The organism is Streptococcus dysgalactiae subsp. dysgalactiae (genome assembly GCF_900459225.1).
In the GTDB taxonomy this organism is placed as follows: domain Bacteria; phylum Bacillota; class Bacilli; order Lactobacillales; family Streptococcaceae; genus Streptococcus; species Streptococcus dysgalactiae.
Window position 1 is genome coordinate 1,660,001 of the sequence record NZ_UHFH01000003.1, and the last position, 19,440, is coordinate 1,679,440.

Sequence of the window (19,440 nt, forward strand, 5' to 3'; positions counted from 1 at the left end):
GTGTCTCGCCGTACTCAGGATACTGCTAGGGCTCAAAAGAATTTTAAATACGAGGCTATTACTCTCTTTGGCTTACCTTCCCAGGTAATTCTTCTATCCTTTTAAAGTCCCATGTCGCAGTCCTACAACCCCGAGAAGTAAACTTCTCGGTTTGCCCTCCTGCCGTTTCGCTCGCCGCTACTAAGGCAATCGCGTTTGCTTTCTCTTCCTGCAGCTACTTAGATGTTTCAGTTCACTGCGTCTTCCTTCTCATAACCTTAACAGTTATGGATACTAGCCAGTAGCTAGTGGGTTCCCCCATTCGGACATCTCTGGATCAGCGCTTACTTACAGCTCCCCAAAGCATTTCGTCGTTAGTCACGTCCTTCTTCGGCTTCTAGTGCCAAGGCATCCACCGTGCGCCCTTATTAACTTAACCTTATCTTTTACTAGTATATCTTAACTAGAAAAACTCTTGATTATTCACAGCGTTTTCGGTTTATTTTCTTGTTACTATTCGTACAATCAATTTCTTGATCGTGGAATTTGATATAGATATTCAATTTTCAATGGACAGTTTTTAGGATATCTCTATCCTAATGGAGCCTAGCGGGATCGAACCGCTGACCTCCTGCGTGCAAAGCAGGCGCTCTCCCAGCTGAGCTAAGGCCCCACAAGACCTCTCAAAACTAAATAAGACGACCCTAACGTGTTCCATTTCCTTAGAAAGGAGGTGATCCAGCCGCACCTTCCGATACGGCTACCTTGTTACGACTTCACCCCAATCATCTATCCCACCTTAGGCGGCTGGCTCCTAATAGGTTACCTCACCGACTTCGGGTGTTACAAACTCTCGTGGTGTGACGGGCGGTGTGTACAAGGCCCGGGAACGTATTCACCGCGGCGTGCTGATCCGCGATTACTAGCGATTCCGACTTCATGTAGGCGAGTTGCAGCCTACAATCCGAACTGAGATTGGCTTTAAGAGATTAGCTTGCCGTCACCGGCTTGCGACTCGTTGTACCAACCATTGTAGCACGTGTGTAGCCCAGGTCATAAGGGGCATGATGATTTGACGTCATCCCCACCTTCCTCCGGTTTATTACCGGCAGTCTCGCTAGAGTGCCCAACTTAATGATGGCAACTAACAATAGGGGTTGCGCTCGTTGCGGGACTTAACCCAACATCTCACGACACGAGCTGACGACAACCATGCACCACCTGTCACTCCTGCCCCGAAGGGAAAGTCTATCTCTAGACCGGTCAGGAGGATGTCAAGACCTGGTAAGGTTCTTCGCGTTGCTTCGAATTAAACCACATGCTCCACCGCTTGTGCGGGCCCCCGTCAATTCCTTTGAGTTTCAACCTTGCGGTCGTACTCCCCAGGCGGAGTGCTTAATGCGTTAGCTCCGGCACTAAGCCCCGGAAAGGGCCTAACACCTAGCACTCATCGTTTACGGCGTGGACTACCAGGGTATCTAATCCTGTTTGCTCCCCACGCTTTCGAGCCTCAGCGTCAGTTACAGACCAGAGAGCCGCTTTCGCCACCGGTGTTCCTCCATATATCTACGCATTTCACCGCTACACATGGAATTCCACTCTCCCCTTCTGCACTCAAGTTCTCCAGTTTCCAAAGCGTACAGTGGTTGAGCCACTGCCTTTAACTTCAGACTTAAAGAACCGCCTGCGCTCGCTTTACGCCCAATAAATCCGGACAACGCTCGGGACCTACGTATTACCGCGGCTGCTGGCACGTAGTTAGCCGTCCCTTTCTGGTTAGTTACCGTCACATGGTGGATTTTCCACTCCCACCATCATTCTTCTCTAACAACAGAGCTTTACGATCCGAAAACCTTCTTCACTCACGCGGCGTTGCTCGGTCAGACTTCCGTCCATTGCCGAAGATTCCCTACTGCTGCCTCCCGTAGGAGTCTGGGCCGTGTCTCAGTCCCAGTGTGGCCGTTCACCCTCTCAGGTCGGCTATGTATCGTCGCCTTGGTGAGCCGTTACCTCACCAACTAGCTAATACAACGCAGGTCCATCTCATAGTGATGCAGTTGCACCTTTTAAATGAAAGACATGGGTCCTCCATTGTCATGCGGTATTAGCTATCGTTTCCAATAGTTATCCCCCGCTATGAGGTAGGTTACCTACGCGTTACTCACCCGTTCGCAACTCCTTGAACCGGTGCAAGCACCAGTCCTCAGCGTTCTACTTGCATGTATTAGGCACGCCGCCAGCGTTCGTCCTGAGCCAGGATCAAACTCTCATTAAGATGTGTTTGAACTTACTCGTTCTTTCTGTCGCTGACAGATTTATTTCTCGTTTCTTTGACGGGTAATATGTCTCCATATCACCCTCACATTTGGTTCGTCTTATTCAGTTCTCAAAGGTCTTGTCCTCTTTCGAGACAACTATTTTATTCTATCAACTTTTACTAACTTTGTCAACAGCTTTTTTACTCTTTTTTCCGAATAATTTCAGTCGCCAACGCCTGATCAGCTGACAGCTTTATTAGTATACGATATTTAACCCCTTGATGTCAACAGCTTTTTCGCAGTTTTAATATTGCATTTATTTTAATAAAAATTGATAGATGGCTTGTGCACAACCATCCTTATCATTACTGGATACTTCAGCTTTGGCTAAAGATTTTATGCTTGTGTTTGCATTTCCCATCGCAATACCTAAACTTGCTTCGGCTATCATTTGACATTCATTATCACCATCTCCTACTGCAATGGTCTGTTCGATTTTCAACTGAAGGTGGTTTACTAGAAATATTAAAGATCGACCCTTATTGGCACCCCTTGCTGTGATTTCGATACCGGTTTTTTCTGCTTTGACTGTTTTCAACTAAAAATTGAGCTTTAGAACTTTTTTGCCAAACCAAAAATAACTGAGTATAGCTTTTACTATTGGTTTATGTGTTATGAATAGAAAATGACTCTTTTGAATGTAAACCTAACTTTTAGATATCGCAACCACTATCACTTTTGGCCTTTCTGTACTCTGAGATGACTATTGTACACTTGTTCTCTTGAAAGATGACCGACGAATAATTGTTTCTTAAATTTATTTGTAGGCATAAATAAGTACCCCATTTTCTAAAATAGTTCTAAATCGTTTAGCATACTTTATCGATAACTTTTTCATTACATTTTTAAAACTGCGAAGTATTATGAGTGCTCTCAGTACTTAGTTTATCAAAGTTTTAGAGACTATAATGAACAAAAACTTGAACTATAGCGAAATCTCATTATCAGTAAACGATATAGAAATCATAAGGAGTTATCAACTAACAAATTTTAAAGCACTTCCGATAATATTTACCAAAGGATTAGTCTACTCAACTTGCAATAGCCAATATCATTTTTAAACAGGCTATTATGGTTAACTGGTTAATTATTTGCCATCTCATTTTTTTCTTGTTATAATCAAAATAACTTGTAAAATTATAATTTATTAATTAGAAATAAGGAGATTTAATAGTGTCAAAATACCTAAAATACTTCTCTATTGTTACGTTGTTTCTGGCTAGTATCATTTTAGTTGCTTGTCAGCAGCAAAAACCTCAAACATCAGGACGTAACCGAAAACAACGCCCCAAAGACGAGCTAATAGTTTCTATGGGATCAAAACTCCCTCATGAGTTTGATCCCAAGGATCGCTATGGAATTCATAACGAAGGCAATATTACCCATAGCACCTTATTAAAACGTTCACCTAACTTAGATATTAAAGGTGAACTTGCCAAAAAATACAATATTTCCAAGGACGGTCTTGTTTGGTCTTTTGATTTGAACGATGATTTTAAGTTCTCTAATGGAGAACCTGTTACTGCTGAAGATGTTAAGTTTACATATGACATGCTAAAGGCAGATGGAAAAGCTTGGGATTTAACGTTTATCAAGAACGTAGAAGTAACAAAACCAAATCAATTAACTATTCACTTGACAAAACCACATTCGACCTTTACAGCTCAATTAACAGAAATTCCGATCGTTCCTAGACACCATTATAATGAAAATTACAAGAACAATCCTATCGGATCTGGTCCTTACATGGTAAAAGAGTATAGACCTGGTGAGCAAGCTATTTTTGTTCGCAACCCTTATTGGCATAGGAAAAAACCATACTTTAAAAAATGGACTTGGGTCTTGCTTGATGAGAATACAGCTCTAGCAGCTTTAGAATCTGGTGATGTTGATATGATTTATGCCACACCAGAATTGGCTGATAAAAAAATTAAAGGTGCACGCCTTCTTAACATTCCATCAAATGATGTGCGCGGCCTATCATTACCTTATGTGAAAAAGGGGATTATCAACGATTCTCCTGACGGGTATCCTGTGGGTAATGATGTGACCAGTGATTTAGCTATCCGAAAAGCATTGACTATTGGTTTAAATCGTCAAAAAGTTCTAGATACCGTTTTAAACGGATACGGTAAACCAGCTTATTCTATTATTGATAAAACACCGTTTTGGGAACCAAAAACTATTATCGAAGATAATAAAATAACTCAAGCTAAACAGCTTTTATCAAAAGCTGGATGGAAAGAACAAACAGACGGTATCCGTAAAAAAGGAAACCTTAAAGCAGAGTTTGATCTTTACTATCCTACTAACGATCAACTACGAGCTAACTTAGCAGTTGAAATAACAGAACAAGCTAAAGAACTCGGAATTAATATTAAACTTAAGGCTAGTAATTGGGATGAGATGGCAACCAAATCACACGATTCGGCGTTGCTTTATGCAGGAGGACGGCATCATGCTCAACAATTTTATGAATCCCATCATCCAAGTTTATCTGGGAAAGGTTGGACTAACATTACTTTTTATAACAATCCCACAGTAACTAAGTACCTTGACAAAGCAATGACATCTTCTGATCTTGATAAGGCTAATAACTATTGGAAACTAGCCCAATGGGATGGAGAAACAGGCGCTTCAACTCTGGGTGATCTACCAAATGTCTGGTTGGTGAGTCTTAATCATACTTATATCGGTGACAAACGTATCAACGTAGGAAAACAAGGTATTCATAGCCACGGTCATGATTGGTCACTATTGACTAATATTGCTGAATGGACCTGGGAAGATTCGGCTAAGTAACCATTCTAGTTAACATACATGAATTTTAAGTTTGGAGTCAGAGAAAACAAGTTACACCCTAAGGTGGGAATCGTTTCCTCGACTCTTTTTTATCAATTAAGGAGATTTATCTGTGAAACAGCTTCATATTGTAGTCATCAGGAAAATTCTTAGATGTCTGTCGCTCATTCTTGGAGTATCACTTTTAACGTTTGTTTTATTAAAACAATCACCGATTGATCCGGTAATGGCAAGTGTCAATTATGACACATCACTAACACCCGAGCAGTATAAAGCAATCGCTCACCACTTTGGCTTAGATAAACCAGCCCCAGTCCAATACTTTGTTTGGTTAAAAAATTTTATACACGGACATTTGGGAATATCACTTGTTTATCGACAGCCTGTCATTGATATTATCAAATCACGTTTTGGAGCTTCTTTTATACTCATGGGACTTTCTTGGATGCTATCAGGTATTATGGGTTTCATCTTAGGAACTCTATCGGCTTTTTATCAAGGCAAATGGCTTGATCGAGTTATCCGCTGGTTTTCTTATCTTCAAATTTCTGTACCAACTTTTTGGATTGGCCTTATCTTTTTACTGGTCTTCTCTGTACAATTAGGATGGTTCCCAATTGGTATTTCTTCCCCTATAGGCACTTTAAGTCAAGATATTACTCTAGCTGATCGTATAAAACATCTTATTTTACCTGTTTTTACGTTAAGTATTCTAGGAATTGCGAATGTAACCCTTCATACTAGAGCCAAGATGTTATCTGTACTGTCTAGTGAGTATGTTTTATTTGCCAGAGCACGCGGAGAAACAGAGTGGCAAATTTTTAAAAATCATTGTCTTAGAAATGCTATTGTACCAGCTATTACATTACATTTTTCATACTTTGGTGAATTATTTGGAGGATCTGTACTAGCTGAGCAAGTGTTCTCATATCCCGGACTAGGTTCAACACTCACTGAAGCAGGACTCAAAAGTGATACTCCTCTCCTCCTTGCCATTGTTATGATAGGGACATTATTTGTTTTTTCTGGCAATCTTATTGCAGATATTTTAAATAGTATCATCAACCCACAGTTAAGGAGAAAAGTATAACAGTGAAACATAGAACTCTGATTTTTTTACAATTAGGTATAGCCATTTCTCTCATTCTTAGTATTTTAATCTTAAACATTTACTTTTTTAGGATCCCTTTGCAGACTAATGCTGCTTTTCGGAACCTCTCCCCCTCATTAAATCATCTTTTTGGGACAGATAGTTTAGGTAGAGATATGTTTCTTAGAACGATTAAAGGCTTATCTTTTTCTTTACAGGTTGGTTTATTAGGAGCGCTCATAGGAGTTTTTATTGCAACATTTTTTGGCATTCTCGCTGGTTTAGGAAACAATATTGTCGATAAAATAATAGCATGGTTAATAGACCTTTTTATTGGTATGCCTCATTTGATTTTTATGATTCTTATTTCTTTTGTGGTTGGAAAAGGAGCTAGAGGTGTGATCATTGCAACAGCTGTAACACATTGGCCTTCATTAGCGAGACTTGTTCGTAACGAGGTGTATCATTTAAAAAATCAAGAATTCATCCAGATATCTAAAAGTATGGGAAAGTCATCCTATTATATTGTGAAACATCACATCTTACCTTTAATTGCCTCCCAAATCTTTATTGGATTCATTCTCTTATTCCCTCATGTCATACTACATGAAGCATCAATGACTTTCTTAGGTTTTGGACTTTCAGCTGAGCAACCCTCTGTTGGCATTATCCTATCAGAGGCAGCTAAACATATCTCTCTTGGAAATTGGTGGCTAGTCATCTTTCCAGGACTTTATCTCATTGTAATTGTCCATGCATTTGATACTATCGGAGAAACTTTAAAAAAACTATTTTACCCTCAAACCGATTGTTCTTAGGAGGTAATTATATGACAGAAACATTATTAAGCATCAAGGACCTCTCTATCACTTTTACCCAGTATGGACGATTTTTGAAACCACTTCAATCAACTCCCATACGATCATTAAACTTAGAAGTGAAAAAAGGTGAACTATTAGCCATTATTGGTGCCAGTGGCTCAGGAAAGAGTCTATTAGCACACGCTATTATGGATATTCTCCCTAAAAATGCAACTATCTCAGGAGACATGTTTTACAACGATCAACTATTGACCTCTAGACGAATCAAGCAGTTACGCGGAAAAGCTATTACGTTAATTCCACAATCGGTTAACTATCTAGATCCATCGATGAAAGTCAAACATCAAGTCCGTTTAGGGATCTCGAAAAATGCCAAAATGACTCAAGAGAAACTATTTCAACAATTTGGGTTAAAAGAAAGCGATGGCGACTTATATCCCTTCCAACTTTCTGGCGGAATGTTGCGGCGTGTTTTATTTACGACGTGTATTAGCGATACACTTTCTTTGATTATCGCTGATGAACCAACTCCCGGATTACATCCTGATGCTCAACAAATGGTTTTAGAACAACTACGATCTTTTGCAAATCATGGTATAAGCGTTATCTTTATCACCCATGATATTATAGCAGCCAGTCAAATCGCTGATCGTATTGCTGTTTTTAAGAAGGGAAAAGTCATTGAAACTGCCCCTGCTAGCTTTTTTAGTGAAAATGGCGATCAATTACAAACAGAATTTGCTAGGAATCTATGGCGCTCACTCCCTCAGCAACAATTTTTGAAAGGAATCTCTCATGACCTTAGAAGTTAAAAATCTCGGTTTTTATCGCAAGAAAGACCAGTGGGTCTTTAAAGAGATTGATTTAGAGGTAAAACCTGGCCAAATTTTAGGTATATTCGGAAAAAGTGGTTGTGGAAAAACTACTTTATCTAAAGTACTTGCAGGTTTTTTACGTTCTCAGTCTGGTGACGTATTGGTAGACGGTCATCCTTTACCCAAAAATACTTTTAAACCTGTACAGCTTATTCAACAACACCCTGAAAAGACAATGAATCCTTTATGGCCTATGAAAAAGAGTTTGGAAGAAGCCTATTGTCCAAGTCAAGATTTACTTAATGCTTTTGGTATTCAAGAAAAATGGCTAAATCGTCTACCTAATGAACTCTCTGGAGGAGAACTACAGCGCTTTTCTATTGTCCGTTCACTACATCCAGGTACACAGTACCTTATTGCAGATGAAATGACCACTATGCTGGATAGTATTGCGCAAGCTAGGGTATGGAACAGTCTCTTAAAAATTGTAAAGAATAGAAATTTAGGCCTCATTATTATTAGTCACGACTTTATAATGCTAGAAAAACTTTGTGATTATTGCTATTTAATCGAGGAAAATCGAACTATCAAGCTTTGAACATGATATGCATTATGTCTGAGTGGAGCTCTCGAACTAAGCACATCACCACCTAAACCTCTTCTTTCTATAGCATAAATACAGTCTGATTCAGGCAAGGTAAGATAACCTCATTAACAATGTCTTACCTAAATAAGCCATTACAAACGTCTTTTTGTTTGAATAACAACCCGAAACGTCTAATACTTCAATAAAGACCCTTATTGTGAATTCCTTGTAGCGATTTAGCATTGCATCATCAAATAAAGATGGCAATTGATTATGTCACACAGATAATCGAGAAAACTAGTCAATCAAGCAGTCTGCGCACTATCTTAAAAGAAGCACCTTGCAAGGTGCTTCTTTTACTTGATATTTGCTTAAATTACATATAATCCCATTGTCAAATTAAGTCAATATTATTTTGATTTGAATGGTAAGAAAACAAGAATATTACTTAACATCTAAAACGAAAAAGTTTATTGAAAATCAGTTCTCAGAGCTTATTAAATGAATTATTCAACCCCTCACACAGAGGGTTCTTTTATTTGTCTTATTATCCACAGATTACTTGAATTATAATTTCTTGTATATAGCTAAGTATCACATTTAGCGTTTTACCTCATCAATTTATTGATCCTAGTTGAATTCATTTTTTTCTTTTACATTAATAACAAGGGTAGTAATTGAATAGGTTACACTAAACTAGACAGAATTTATAAAGTGTTCTACACTAAAGAAAATAGGAGAACCGATATGTCTAGAAAAATACGTCGCCACTTCACCGATGATTTTAAGCAACAAATTGTTGATCTTTACAATGCTGGTAGAAAGCGTAGCAGTCTCATCAAGGAATATGAGCTAACCCCTTCCACCTTCGATAAGTGGGTTAGACAAGCCAAAACAACAGGTTCATTCAAGTCTGTTGATAATCTGACAGATGAACAGCGGGAGCTGATTGAACTCAGGAAACGCAATAAAGAACTCGAAATGCAATTAGATATCCTAAAGCAAGCGGCGGTGATTATGGCACAAAAAGGGAAATAATCACTGCTAATAAGGATAACTATAGCATTTCAGCCATGTGTCGTTGGTTGAACATTCCTCGTTCTAGCTATTATTACAAAGCTGTAGAGCCAGTATCTGAAGCGGAACTTGAAGAAAATATCAAAGCTATTTTTCTCGAAAGTAAGGCCAGATACGGATCCAGAAAAATCAAAATATGCTTGAATAACGAAGGTATCACACTTTCACGTCGTCGGATTCGACGCATTATGAAGCGACTCAATTTGGTTTCTGTTTATCAGAAAGCCACCTTCAAACCACATTCCAGAGGCAAGAATGAAGCCCCTATTCCCAACCATTTAGACAGGCAATTTAAGCAAGAAAGACCACTACAAGCCTTAGTCACTGACTTAACCTATGTTCGTGTAGGCAATCGTTGGGCTTATGTTTGCCTTATTATTGACCTATACAACCGTGACATCATCGGCCTGTCTCTTGGTTGGCACAAGACCGCTAAACTCGTTAAGCAAGCCATTCAAAGCATCCCTTACGCCCTGACCAAAGTCAAGATGTTCCATTCAGATCGTGGCAAAGAGTTTGATAATCAGTTAATTGATGAAATATTGGAAGCCTTTGGAATCACACGTTCGCTTAGTCAGGCTGGTTGTCCTTATGACAATGCCGTAGCTGAAAGTACGTATCGTGCTTTCAAAATTGAATTTGTTTATCAAGAAACCTTTCAATCGCTGGAAGAACTAGCTCTTAAGACTAAAGACTATGTTCATTGGTGGAATTACCACCGCATTCATGGTAGTCTCAACTACCAAACACCAATGACTAAAAGATTAATTGCCTAGAAAACACTTTATAAATGTTGTACAGAAAAGTGTTGCCTTTTCAAGTTGCCTTTTCAAATCATTAGCGTTAGTACCAAAATAGCTAATGAAATAATGGAATAAGACTTCAAATCTATATTACTTTTATAAAAATAGGATACTAAACTCATCGGAAAGAGATAAGTAAATACTTCTATGATTCTACTAAAATAACGAAGTTGTAAAAATATTAACGCTAAAACATAGTTTATTAGGATGAAAAAACTAGTTGATAAAATGATATTCTTAAATATTCATTGAAACTATCAATAAAATAAATTCTAATTGAGCTTAGTTTTGTTAAAGTAAGCTGTTGATTTATATAATTAGTTTTTGAAGAATAGGTTGAAGTAATGAGTGGAAATATTAGATACAAACCCATCATTGAAAGCATAAAAAATCCATAAAATAAGTCTTCTAAAATAAATGGTTTATCTTGTAAAGGATTTAATAATATAAAATATCCATTGCCAGCAAGGATAAGAAGAAATATTGCAATTAAAAAATTTTTTAAACCTCTTATTTTAGAAAATCGAAAAAGTTCAGCTTTAATATATGTCATTCTTGTCCCCCTACTTAATTATTGAAAGATAGAAATCTTCAATTGATTCAGTTGAGCTGATATTATTTTTTAATTCATCCTTAAAAATATCAGCAATTATTGTCTGTTTATTTAGAAACAAAAATCGATTACAGATTTTATATAAGTCTGAAAGAATATGACTACTGATGATAATTGTTAATCCCTCAGCTTGATTCAACCTTAGTATCGAATTTCTTAAATCAACAACACCTTCAGGATCAATGCCATTAAAAGGTTCATCAAGAATTAAAAATTTTGGGTTATTCATAAGAGCTAATGCAATTCCTAATCATTGTTTCATGCCTAAGGAATAGTCACCAAATTTTTGATTTCTAGCATGGTATAAATCAACCTCTTTAAGTAACTCTATGCATTTTAATTTGTTATTCTTAAGCTTCTTTAATTTTCCAAAATAAAGTAAATTATCTAGACCACTCAAATATGAAAAAAAATCCGGTGTATCAATTAGACTTGAAATAGAGTCCTTGTTGAAATTTTTGTGATAAGTAACATCTCCAGTATGCTTTATTGGTAATTGAGACAAAATTGTTAATAAAGTTGATTTACCTGAGCCATTCCTTCCAACTAGTCCAATGATATCACCTTCTGAAATCTGTAGATTTATATTTTTAATAATAGTTTTATTTGAATATTTCTTCGAGACATTAGTTGTAGTAAGTAGCATCTCACAACCTTTCTATTCAATAAATAAACTTTCAATCGGTTCTTGTAAAACTCTACCCAAAGCTAAAGCTAATTTTAAAGTAGGATCGTATTTGTTATTTTCAATCATATTGATTGTTTGTCTTGAAACGCCACATTTTTTAGCAAGTCCGTCTTGAGTAATCTTTTTTTCTTTTCTGAGTTTCTTAATTTTATTGTCCATATAATTAATCTTCTCTATTATTTTTCCTAATTTGTAGTTTTAGCTTAATTAAATAATAGATATAAAATAGCGTAGCAATTAGCAAGTACTTATAATCTGATTGAATACGAATGGCTAAAACATCTTTGGAAATATTTCCATAATAAGTATTCATAATGAAAATATTAATAAATAGTGAAATACCAGAAATAGTAGTTAAAATAATGCCAATTTTTTTAAAAGCGTTACCATAAAAATACCTGTACATTTCATCTTTAGATTTTTCGCCAGCCATCTTCAAAATAAATTTATAATATAGATAACACATTAACAAAATCAATAAGTTTATGATAATAACTAAGATATATTCCATATTTTCTCTCCTTTTGTCAAGAACATTTGACATTATTTCATCGTTATACTAACAAAATGTCAAGAGTTTTGGACAAAAAATATTAGAATAATTCAACTTATAAATATATAAAAGTTCTAAAATGAAGTTAACCAGTTGAGAGTATGAAAAAAACATCCCAGAGAGATATAATTGTAGTTTATCACAACAACAATTAGAAAGGCTCCAAGATGCAAAACTATTATACACCCAAAGGGAAACAATTGACACTAGCTGATCGCAGAAACATTGAACGTTAGTTCCACGAAGACTATTCAAATCGTGACATTGCTGGAAGATTGGCTAAAGCTCCTCAAACCATTATCAATGAAGTTAAACGTGGACAAGTGAGATAACAAGTGTGTAAAGGGAAATTTGAAGTACTCTACTCAGCTGATTTCGCTCAAGAAGCTTATCAAAACAATCGCAAACGTTCTGTTAAAAAGGTCTCCCTAACCAAGGGACTCAAAGAAAAGATAACTCACTACATCATACACAGATACTCTCCTGAAATAATAGTCAAAACAAAAGGGATTAAGGTCCCTATTGCAACCATCTATTACTTAATTCTTCATGGGAAATTAAGCCTGCTGGAAAATCTATCGAGGTGCGATCAGAGAGCATTAATAAGCGTGAGCATTTTGGAGACTTTGAGATTGATACTGTTATTCAGCCACGAGCTAAAAATGAGTGTCTTACTGACACTAACCGACACAAAGAGTCGCTATCAACTCATTCGCCTCATTCTTGATAAGTCGGATTCTTCTGTGAACCAAGCGCTAAAAGCTATTCTTAAAGAGTGTCAGATTAACTCTATCAAAGCAGACAACGGGGATGAATTCAGTCCATTAGCTGAAGTTTTTAATCCCGAGCACATTTACTATGCTTATCCTTATGCATCGTGGAAACGTGGGACTAATGCTGATACCCCGTTGGTGGCCTAAGGGAAGTAAAAATGCGACCCAGCAACAAGTCGCATGCATTGAAAATTGGATAAATAACTATCCAAAGAAAATACTAGGTTACAAATCGCCCAGAGAATTTTGGCAAAGTAGCTAACTTGGACTTGAAATTTGCTAAGCTTTATTTGGCTTCAATTAATCCTAAATCACCATCTTCACGACGGTAAAGAATGTTAGTTTCACCATCTTCGGCATCAGTATAGATAAAGAAATCATGCCCTAATAATTCCATTTGTAAACGCGCTTCTTCAACATCCATTGGTTTTAATGTGAGATTTTTAGTGCGAACCACTTTTACTTCTGGTGTTTCATCTACTTGCTCTGCTTCAAATTCTGTTGTGAAGACTTGACCAGTTGGAACTTTTTCACGATGTTTTTTTGCAATTTTAGTTTTATTTTTTCTGATTTGACGTTCAATCTTATCAACGACTAAATCGATTGAACCATACATATCTTGTGATACATCTTCTGCACGAAGTGTTACTGAACCAAGTGGGATAGTAACCTCTACTTTTGAAGATTTCTCACGATAAACTTTCAAATTAACACGCGCATCTATTTCTTGCTCTTCATTAAAGTACTTTTCGATTTTAGTAAGCTTTGATTCTACATAATCGCGAATAGCTTCTGTCACTTCGATATTTTCTCCACGAATACTGAACTTAATCATAGGATACCTCTTTCTCGCGCTTGAAGCGCTTTCTTTATCTTTAATACTATTATACCGCTTTCATGAAAATTTGCAAGTTTTAACGTGCGATTGACAAACTTTTGATGTCACTATTTCCAACATGCATTAATAGTTTTTTCAAAGCGATAATGGTGTTACCGGTAGTGTAAATATCATCAATAACGAGGATTTTTGCTGGTAATTCAGAGAAAGTGGAGAGACGATAGGCATCTTTGGATAATAATCTTTCATTTTTAGTTTTAGAAGACTGACGGCTAGTATCCATTCTTTTAAAAAGCATGCAATAGTTAATATTCCCTGCTTCAAGTATAGCAGTCACTTGATTGAAATGACGTTCTTCATAACGCTCCTTGCTGATAGGAACTGGAACAGGAGTAAAATCTGGATAGTCTTTTTTAATAACTTGGGCTAATTCTTGAGCAAAGACATGTCTTAGCAAGTAGTCTCCTTGAAACTTATATTGGCTAAAATAAGCTTTCATAGCAGCGTTATACTGATATAAACTTCTATGATTAACCTCGTATCCTTTGACTTTCCATTCTAAACAATCAGAACATGGAGAGCTTTGGAAAGGAGCGTTACAGGTTTGGCAACTCGTGAAGCTTACCTTTTGAAACCCTTGTTGACACTCCTGACAGAGAGTTGTTGTTTGAGGTTTCAAAAAGAGAATATCCGTTATTCGCAAGGGTAATGGACTAAATTGTTGACATAGGAGGCATATCATTCGAATAACCTTTCTGATTCATTTCTTTAATTTCTTTTCTTGCATTGCGCATTGCTTGGCTAATCCCATCGTGAAAGAAATACACCTTTCCTGTTGGCCTTTCGATAGATCTCCCGACACGACCTGCGATTTGAACCAAGCTTTGAGAACTGTATCCTCGATGCTGTGCCATAAGCACAAAGACATCCACACCTGGGAAAGTAACACCCCTTTCCAATATTGTGGTGGTCACCAAAATGCCTTTCTTTCCTTGACGAAAGTCATCAATGTCTTTAACTCTGTCAGCTGATTGGCTAGAGACACAGGCAATTTGCTCCTCTGGAAAAGCTAACTTTAATAATTCAGTAACTAATTCTGCCATGGCAATAATAGGAAGAAAAATTAGCAGTGGACATCCTGTTTTCCTTTGTTGACTGATAGATTTAACAAGAGCTCGAGGAAGTTTTTGACAGTGAATTTTTTTTAATAGGCCAAAACTCCTGATAAATTTCGGAAGAATCAAAGGATTATCATGAAATCGTCTAGCTAATGTCAACTTCTCTAATTCCCCACTTTTGACCTGCTCTTCCAGTTCTTTGGTCGATGTCGCGGTCAATACGATACTACTAGCGCCTTCTTTAGCGGCTTGCTGCGATGCATATTGTAGTTGATGATTATTGACAAAAGGAAAAGCATCAACTTCATCAATGATTAAAAGATCAAAAGCCTTATAAAAGGTCAGTAATTGATGGGTAGTAGCTACTATAATAGGACTTCTTTGATAAGCTTCTGAGTCAGCGTGTAAAAGAGTAACTCGGCAAGAAAAAGCAGCTTTTAAGCGATTAGCAAGTTCTATACAAACATCGACCCTTGGGCTAGCTAAACAAACCCAACCTCCAGCATTAACAACTGCTGCTATGGCACCATAAATCATCTCTGTCTTGCCGGCTCCGGTAACAGCATGCACTAAAGTAGGTTTTTTAGCATGAACATTCTTGACTAATTGGTTTGAAATACTTTCTTGGTAGGGTGTTAATATCCCCTTCCATTGAAGATAATTGGCTATAGGAAAAGGATGTGGAGGTATATAATAAAGAGGCCTATCAGCTTGATTTCGGCCAAAAACGAGACAGAAGCGACAGTAGTAAGTGCCGCTTGGTAATCTCGCTTCTGCGGTTATCTGATAATGACAGCGTTGACAAGTGACTTTACCTTTTATGATTACTATACTTTCCAAGGTCTTTGCCAGATGATTTACTTCTTTTGGCAATTGATGTTTTAAAAATAAACGACCGTAACTGTTTTCAATACCTTCCATACTTTATTATTCGACTTTCTTTGCTAATTTTGACCTTTTCTTGTAAAATTTTCTTATGGAAAACTACAAAACAATCAAAGACAATGGTCTTTTTGAAGAAGAGATCAAAAAATCTCGCTTTATTTGTCAGATAAAACGTATCACTACGGAAGAAGAAGGCAAAGCCTTTATTACAGCAATCAAGAAAGAACATTACAAGGCTAATCATTCTTGCTCTGCTATGATTATTGGTGATAAGAGTCAAATCAAACGTTCTAGTGATGATGGCGAACCTTCTGGCACGGCCGGTATACCAATACTTTCCGTTTTAGAAAAGCAAGGTCTAACCAATTTAGTTGTTGTTGTCACTCGTTATTTTGGTGGTATCAAATTAGGAACAGGAGGACTGATTCGAGCTTATTCCGGCGTTACTGCTGCTGCTATTAAAGAACTTGGAATTGTTGACGTCAAGAAACAAGCCGGGCTTAAGGTAACCTTGACTTATCCCCAATACCAAACCTATGCTCAATTTCTCGAACAAGTAGCTTTAATGGAGACTGAGACCTTGTTTTCAGACACCATCACAACCGCTATCTATTTTGATCCGGAACGCGAAGAAGAAATCCTAGCTATCTTGACAGATTATTATCACGGTAAGGTTCAGTTCACAATAATTGACCCAAAGATTATTGAAGTTCCTATCATGAAAGAATGATAGGACTTTATTATCAGAGTGATAGTAAATCTGTATTTTACTTTGAACTAGTATCCTCTTATACTTAAACTAGACTATGATGATAGAGAAATGAGGAAATTCTATGACAGCCATTTACCATAATATAACTGAATTAGTTGGACAAACACCTATTGTGAAACTTAACCACTTGGTGCCTGAAGACGCAGCCGATGTTTATGTCAAACTAGAATCCTTTAACCCAGGTTCTTCAGTTAAAGATCGCATTGCTTTAGCGATGATTGAGGCGGCTGAAGCTGAAGGAAGGATTCAACCAGGAGATACCATTATTGAGCCAACAAGCGGAAACACAGGGATTGGTCTTGCTTGGGTGGGGGCTGCTAAAGGATATCATGTTATTATTGTCATGCCTGAGACCATGAGTGTGGAAAGACGTCAGATTATCCAAGCTTATGGGGCAGCACTCATGCTAACACCTGGAACAGAGGGAATGAAAGGTGCTATTGCTAAAGCTGAAACTTTAGCGACAGAATTAGGGGCTTGGATGCCTATGCAATTCAATAATCCTGCTAACCCAGCTGTTCATGAGAAAACAACAGGCCAAGAGATCTTAGAAGCTTTTGGTGAAACCAAAATAGATGCCTTTGTTGCTGGTGTTGGTACTGGTGGAACTGTTTCTGGCGTTTCACATACTCTAAAAATGGCGAGCCCTACTACTGCTATCTATGCTGTTGAAGCTGAGGAGTCTGCTGTCCTATCTGGTCAAGAACCTGGCCCACATAAAATCCAAGGCATTTCAGCAGGGTTTATCCCCAATACCTTAGATATCGAAGCCTATGATCAGATTATTCGCGTTAAGTCAAAAGATGCTCTAGCAACTGCTCGATTAACTGGTGCTAAGGAAGGGTTTTTAGTGGGTATTTCTTCTGGTGCTGCTCTTTATGCTGCTATTGAAGTCGCTAAACAATTAGGAAAAGGGAAACAGGTCTTGACCATTTTACCTGATAATGGCGAACGCTATTTATCAACTGAACTTTATAATAAACCATCGATGCCGTAACAATACTTGGATAGTTGCTCTTCCATTTTTCCAGAGATAGCAACTATCCAAGTAAGAATTTTATCTTCTTGGAAAGAGAACCCTGACCGTAAACTTCTGATTGTAAGAGTAACGAAAAAGAGTCTGGAACGTAATCGTTCCAGACTCTTTTTAATGCTCTTTTTTTAGAAACTGCAAGCTTTCTTTAATCCACTGCGGTAATTGCTCTTCAAGTGGCTTAAAGCCAATCTTGTGCCGACTATTGGAAAAGCGATGACGATGAACAATATGGTGTTTATCTTCTTCAAGCGTTCTGAGAGATAGGCTTGCCTTGTGGGTAAATTCATCCACATCAACAACCTGAACCAGTACCTTATCCCCGATTGCCAATAACTGATTGATATTATCAATGAAACCTGTCTTTATTTCTGAAATATGAATGAGACCTGTTGTCCCATTTTCAAGGGCAACAAAGGCTCCGTATGGTTTAATCCCAGTGATGGTGCCATGCAGTTTGTCGCCAATTTTCATTAGTCAAATACCTCGATTGTTTCAATGATAATATCTTCTTTAGGTTTGTCTTGCGGACCAGTTTCAACGTTAGCAATACGATCCAAAACTTGGAATGAAGTTTCGTCCGCAAGCTGACCAAAAACCGTATGACGACGATCAAGGTGAGGAGTTCCACCATTTTCAGCGTAAGCAGCTGCAATTGGAGCCGGCCAACCACCACGTTCCAGTTCTTTTTTGGCATAAGGGATCTTACTATTTTGAACAATAAAGAACTGACTGCCATTAGTATTTGGTCCCGCATTAGCCATTGACAAAGCACCACGGAGATTATAGAGTTCATCCGAAAATTCATCTTCAAAACTTTCACCATAGATGGATTGTCCACCCATTCCTGTTCCAGTTGGATCGCCACCTTGAATCATAAATTCAGGAATAATACGGTGGAAGATAATCCCATCATAGTACCCTTCTTTAGCCAAACCTAAGAAATTGGCTACTGTTTTAGGAGCATGATCTGGGAACAAGACCAGGGTCATATCGCCATGGTTTGTTTTAATGATTGCTTTTGGTCCTTTATGGTTGGCCAAATCCAATTGTGGAAACTGTAATTCTTTGTCAATCAATCCTAATTCCTCCAAGGCATATAAAATGCCATCTTCTTCAACTTTTTTTGTGATAAAATCTGCTTTTTCTTGCAGTAATGGATGTGATACTCCCATTGCAATACTGATACCAGCATAGTCAAATAACTCTAAGTCATTGAGTTCATCTCCAAACACCAAAACGTTTTCAGGTTTTAACCCTAAATGGTCAACTATCTTTGAAACACCTAGCGCTTTTGAAGTACCTTTCAAGACCACATCCGATGAGTTATCATGCCATCTGACCAACCTAAGATGTTCAGCTAACTCAGCAGGCAACTGCAAGCCATCTCCCTTGTCCTCGAAGGTCCACATTTGGTAAACATCATGCTGTTCGTTGTAATCTGGGCAAACTTCTAGTTGAGCATAAACGTTATCAATGGCATTGCTAATCATTTCATTTCGAGTGGATAACACTGCTTCATGACGCCCTGCCATTCCATAGTAAATCCCCATCTCATCTGCCCATTTTTTATAAGCCACAACGATATCCGCTGGAATAGGCGCTTGGAAAATAATAGTTTTATCATCATCTTTGACATAAGCACCATTTAATTTGACGCAATAGTCAGCATGTAAATCTTGAACTTCTTGTGGAACACCATAACGAGCGCGACCTGAAGCAATACCAACCAAGATCCCTTTAGCCTTCAAAGCCTTAAATACTCTTTGAATCGATTCAGGCATATAGCCCGTATCTTTAACCCTCAAGGTGTCATCGATATCAAAGAACACCATCTTGATTTTTTTAGCTTTGTATTTTAATTTTGCGTCCATAC

General features: G+C 37.6%; 19 protein-coding genes, 1 tRNA gene, 2 rRNA genes and 1 pseudogene (1 of these 23 running past the window's edge). 9 read left to right on the plus strand and 14 right to left on the minus strand.

The window, feature by feature from the left end:
- The 4 genes from DYD17_RS08545 to DYD17_RS08560 form a co-directional block, all read right to left on the minus strand.
- Nucleotides 1–418: ribosomal RNA gene (locus DYD17_RS08545) — 23S ribosomal RNA — on the minus strand (it extends 2,485 nt beyond the left edge of the window).
- A 161-nt stretch (nt 419–579) separates the two neighbouring features.
- A tRNA-Ala gene (locus DYD17_RS08550) sits at nt 580–652 on the minus strand.
- Nucleotides 653–705: 53 nt separating this feature from the next.
- A 16S ribosomal RNA gene (locus DYD17_RS08555) occupies nt 706–2,254 on the minus strand.
- Together the 16S and 23S rRNA genes with 1 tRNA gene alongside form the textbook arrangement of a ribosomal RNA operon.
- 299 nt (nt 2,255–2,553) lie before the next feature.
- The gene (locus tag DYD17_RS08560; RefSeq protein ID WP_115253060.1) at nt 2,554–2,835 is read right to left on the minus strand and encodes an HAD hydrolase family protein; all 282 of its coding nucleotides are present in this window, start codon (nt 2,833–2,835) and stop codon (nt 2,554–2,556) included.
- Nucleotides 2,836–3,470: 635 nt separating this feature from the next.
- On the opposite strand from DYD17_RS08560, the gene DYD17_RS08565 reads away from it, so the two are divergent.
- The 6 genes from DYD17_RS08565 (at nt 3,471) to DYD17_RS08590 (ending at nt 10,264) form a co-directional block, all read left to right on the plus strand.
- Nucleotides 3,471–5,099 carry an ABC transporter substrate-binding protein gene (locus tag DYD17_RS08565; RefSeq protein WP_115253061.1) on the plus strand — a complete coding sequence of 543 codons (1,629 nt, stop codon included), beginning with the start codon at nt 3,471–3,473 and terminating at the stop codon, nt 5,097–5,099.
- 112 nt (nt 5,100–5,211) lie between these two features.
- Nucleotides 5,212–6,189 (plus strand): ABC transporter permease, encoded by a 978-nt coding sequence (locus DYD17_RS08570; RefSeq protein ID WP_115253062.1) that lies wholly within the window; start codon nt 5,212–5,214, stop codon nt 6,187–6,189.
- The gene (locus DYD17_RS08575; protein ID WP_037584999.1) at nt 6,186–7,007 is read left to right on the plus strand and encodes an ABC transporter permease; all 822 of its coding nucleotides are present in this window, start codon (nt 6,186–6,188) and stop codon (nt 7,005–7,007) included. Before DYD17_RS08570 ends, DYD17_RS08575 begins: the two co-directional genes overlap by 4 nt.
- Before the next feature lie 11 nt (nt 7,008–7,018).
- Nucleotides 7,019–7,822, plus strand: a complete 804-nt coding sequence (locus DYD17_RS08580; RefSeq protein WP_115253063.1) for an ATP-binding cassette domain-containing protein — start codon at nt 7,019–7,021, stop codon at nt 7,820–7,822.
- Nucleotides 7,806–8,423 carry an ABC transporter ATP-binding protein gene (locus DYD17_RS08585; protein ID WP_115253064.1) on the plus strand — a complete coding sequence of 206 codons (618 nt, stop codon included), beginning with the start codon at nt 7,806–7,808 and terminating at the stop codon, nt 8,421–8,423. The genes DYD17_RS08580 and DYD17_RS08585 overlap by 17 nt, the downstream gene beginning before the upstream one ends.
- A 735-nt stretch (nt 8,424–9,158) precedes the next feature.
- Nucleotides 9,159–10,264 (plus strand): IS3 family transposase gene (locus tag DYD17_RS08590; RefSeq protein WP_115253065.1). Its coding sequence is split into 2 segments (ribosomal slippage): nt 9,159–9,435 and nt 9,435–10,264, totalling 1,107 coding nucleotides; the frame shifts between segments, so codons are not numbered across the junction.
- Between the two features lie 229 nt (nt 10,265–10,493).
- On the opposite strand, the gene DYD17_RS08595 is transcribed toward DYD17_RS08590, so the two are convergent.
- The 5 genes from DYD17_RS08595 to DYD17_RS08615 are packed head-to-tail and all read right to left on the minus strand — an operon-like array spanning nt 10,494 to nt 12,103.
- Nucleotides 10,494–10,844, minus strand: a complete 351-nt coding sequence (locus DYD17_RS08595) for a hypothetical protein (protein ID WP_115253066.1) — start codon at nt 10,842–10,844, stop codon at nt 10,494–10,496.
- Between the two features lie 10 nt (nt 10,845–10,854).
- A complete protein-coding gene (locus DYD17_RS08600) occupies nt 10,855–11,133 on the minus strand; it encodes an ATP-binding cassette domain-containing protein (RefSeq protein ID WP_115253067.1) in 279 nt (92 codons plus the stop codon).
- A 21-nt stretch (nt 11,134–11,154) separates the two neighbouring features.
- Complete coding sequence (locus tag DYD17_RS08605; protein ID WP_115253068.1) at nt 11,155–11,550, minus strand: ATP-binding cassette domain-containing protein; 396 nt, start codon at nt 11,548–11,550, stop codon at nt 11,155–11,157.
- A 12-nt stretch (nt 11,551–11,562) separates the two neighbouring features.
- Nucleotides 11,563–11,751, minus strand: a complete 189-nt coding sequence (locus DYD17_RS08610) for a helix-turn-helix transcriptional regulator (RefSeq protein WP_003052131.1) — start codon at nt 11,749–11,751, stop codon at nt 11,563–11,565.
- Nucleotides 11,752–11,755: 4 nt separating this feature from the next.
- A complete protein-coding gene (locus DYD17_RS08615; RefSeq protein ID WP_003052134.1) occupies nt 11,756–12,103 on the minus strand; it encodes a hypothetical protein in 348 nt (115 codons plus the stop codon).
- A gap of 209 nt (nt 12,104–12,312) precedes the next feature.
- Here DYD17_RS08615 and DYD17_RS08620 point away from each other — a divergent pair.
- Nucleotides 12,313–13,250 (plus strand): annotated as a pseudogene (locus DYD17_RS08620) (IS30 family transposase).
- On the opposite strand, the gene hpf reads toward DYD17_RS08620, so the two are convergent.
- From hpf to DYD17_RS08635, 3 genes are all read right to left on the minus strand, one after another.
- Nucleotides 13,205–13,753, minus strand: coding sequence for a ribosome hibernation-promoting factor, HPF/YfiA family (gene hpf / locus DYD17_RS08625; RefSeq protein WP_003052138.1), 549 nt, complete (start codon nt 13,751–13,753; stop codon nt 13,205–13,207). The pseudogene DYD17_RS08620 and the gene hpf overlap by 46 nt on opposite strands.
- 79 nt (nt 13,754–13,832) lie before the next feature.
- Complete coding sequence (locus DYD17_RS11365; RefSeq protein ID WP_115253069.1) at nt 13,833–14,498, minus strand: ComF family protein; 666 nt, start codon at nt 14,496–14,498, stop codon at nt 13,833–13,835.
- Nucleotides 14,470–15,795, minus strand: a complete 1,326-nt coding sequence (locus tag DYD17_RS08635) for a DEAD/DEAH box helicase (protein WP_003052142.1) — start codon at nt 15,793–15,795, stop codon at nt 14,470–14,472. Before DYD17_RS08635 ends, DYD17_RS11365 begins: the two co-directional genes overlap by 29 nt.
- A gap of 55 nt (nt 15,796–15,850) precedes the next feature.
- Here DYD17_RS08635 and DYD17_RS08640 point away from each other — a divergent pair, with 55 nt between their 5' ends.
- Nucleotides 15,851–16,489 (plus strand): YigZ family protein, encoded by a 639-nt coding sequence (locus tag DYD17_RS08640; protein ID WP_003052144.1) that lies wholly within the window; start codon nt 15,851–15,853, stop codon nt 16,487–16,489.
- Nucleotides 16,490–16,592: 103 nt separating this feature from the next.
- Entirely contained in the window at nt 16,593–17,528 is a 936-nt protein-coding gene (cysK, locus tag DYD17_RS08645) for a cysteine synthase A (protein WP_003052146.1), read from the plus strand.
- Between the two features lie 150 nt (nt 17,529–17,678).
- Here the strand turns inward: cysK and DYD17_RS08650 are convergent, their stop codons facing one another.
- On the minus strand, nt 17,679–18,038 hold the full coding sequence (locus DYD17_RS08650) for a S1 RNA-binding domain-containing protein (RefSeq protein WP_003052148.1): 360 nt from the start codon (nt 18,036–18,038) through the stop codon (nt 17,679–17,681).
- A complete protein-coding gene (locus tag DYD17_RS08655; RefSeq protein WP_115253070.1) occupies nt 18,038–19,438 on the minus strand; it encodes a bifunctional Cof-type HAD-IIB family hydrolase/peptidylprolyl isomerase in 1,401 nt (466 codons plus the stop codon). The genes DYD17_RS08650 and DYD17_RS08655 overlap by 1 nt, the downstream gene beginning before the upstream one ends.
- Nucleotides 19,439–19,440: the final 2 nt, after the last annotated feature.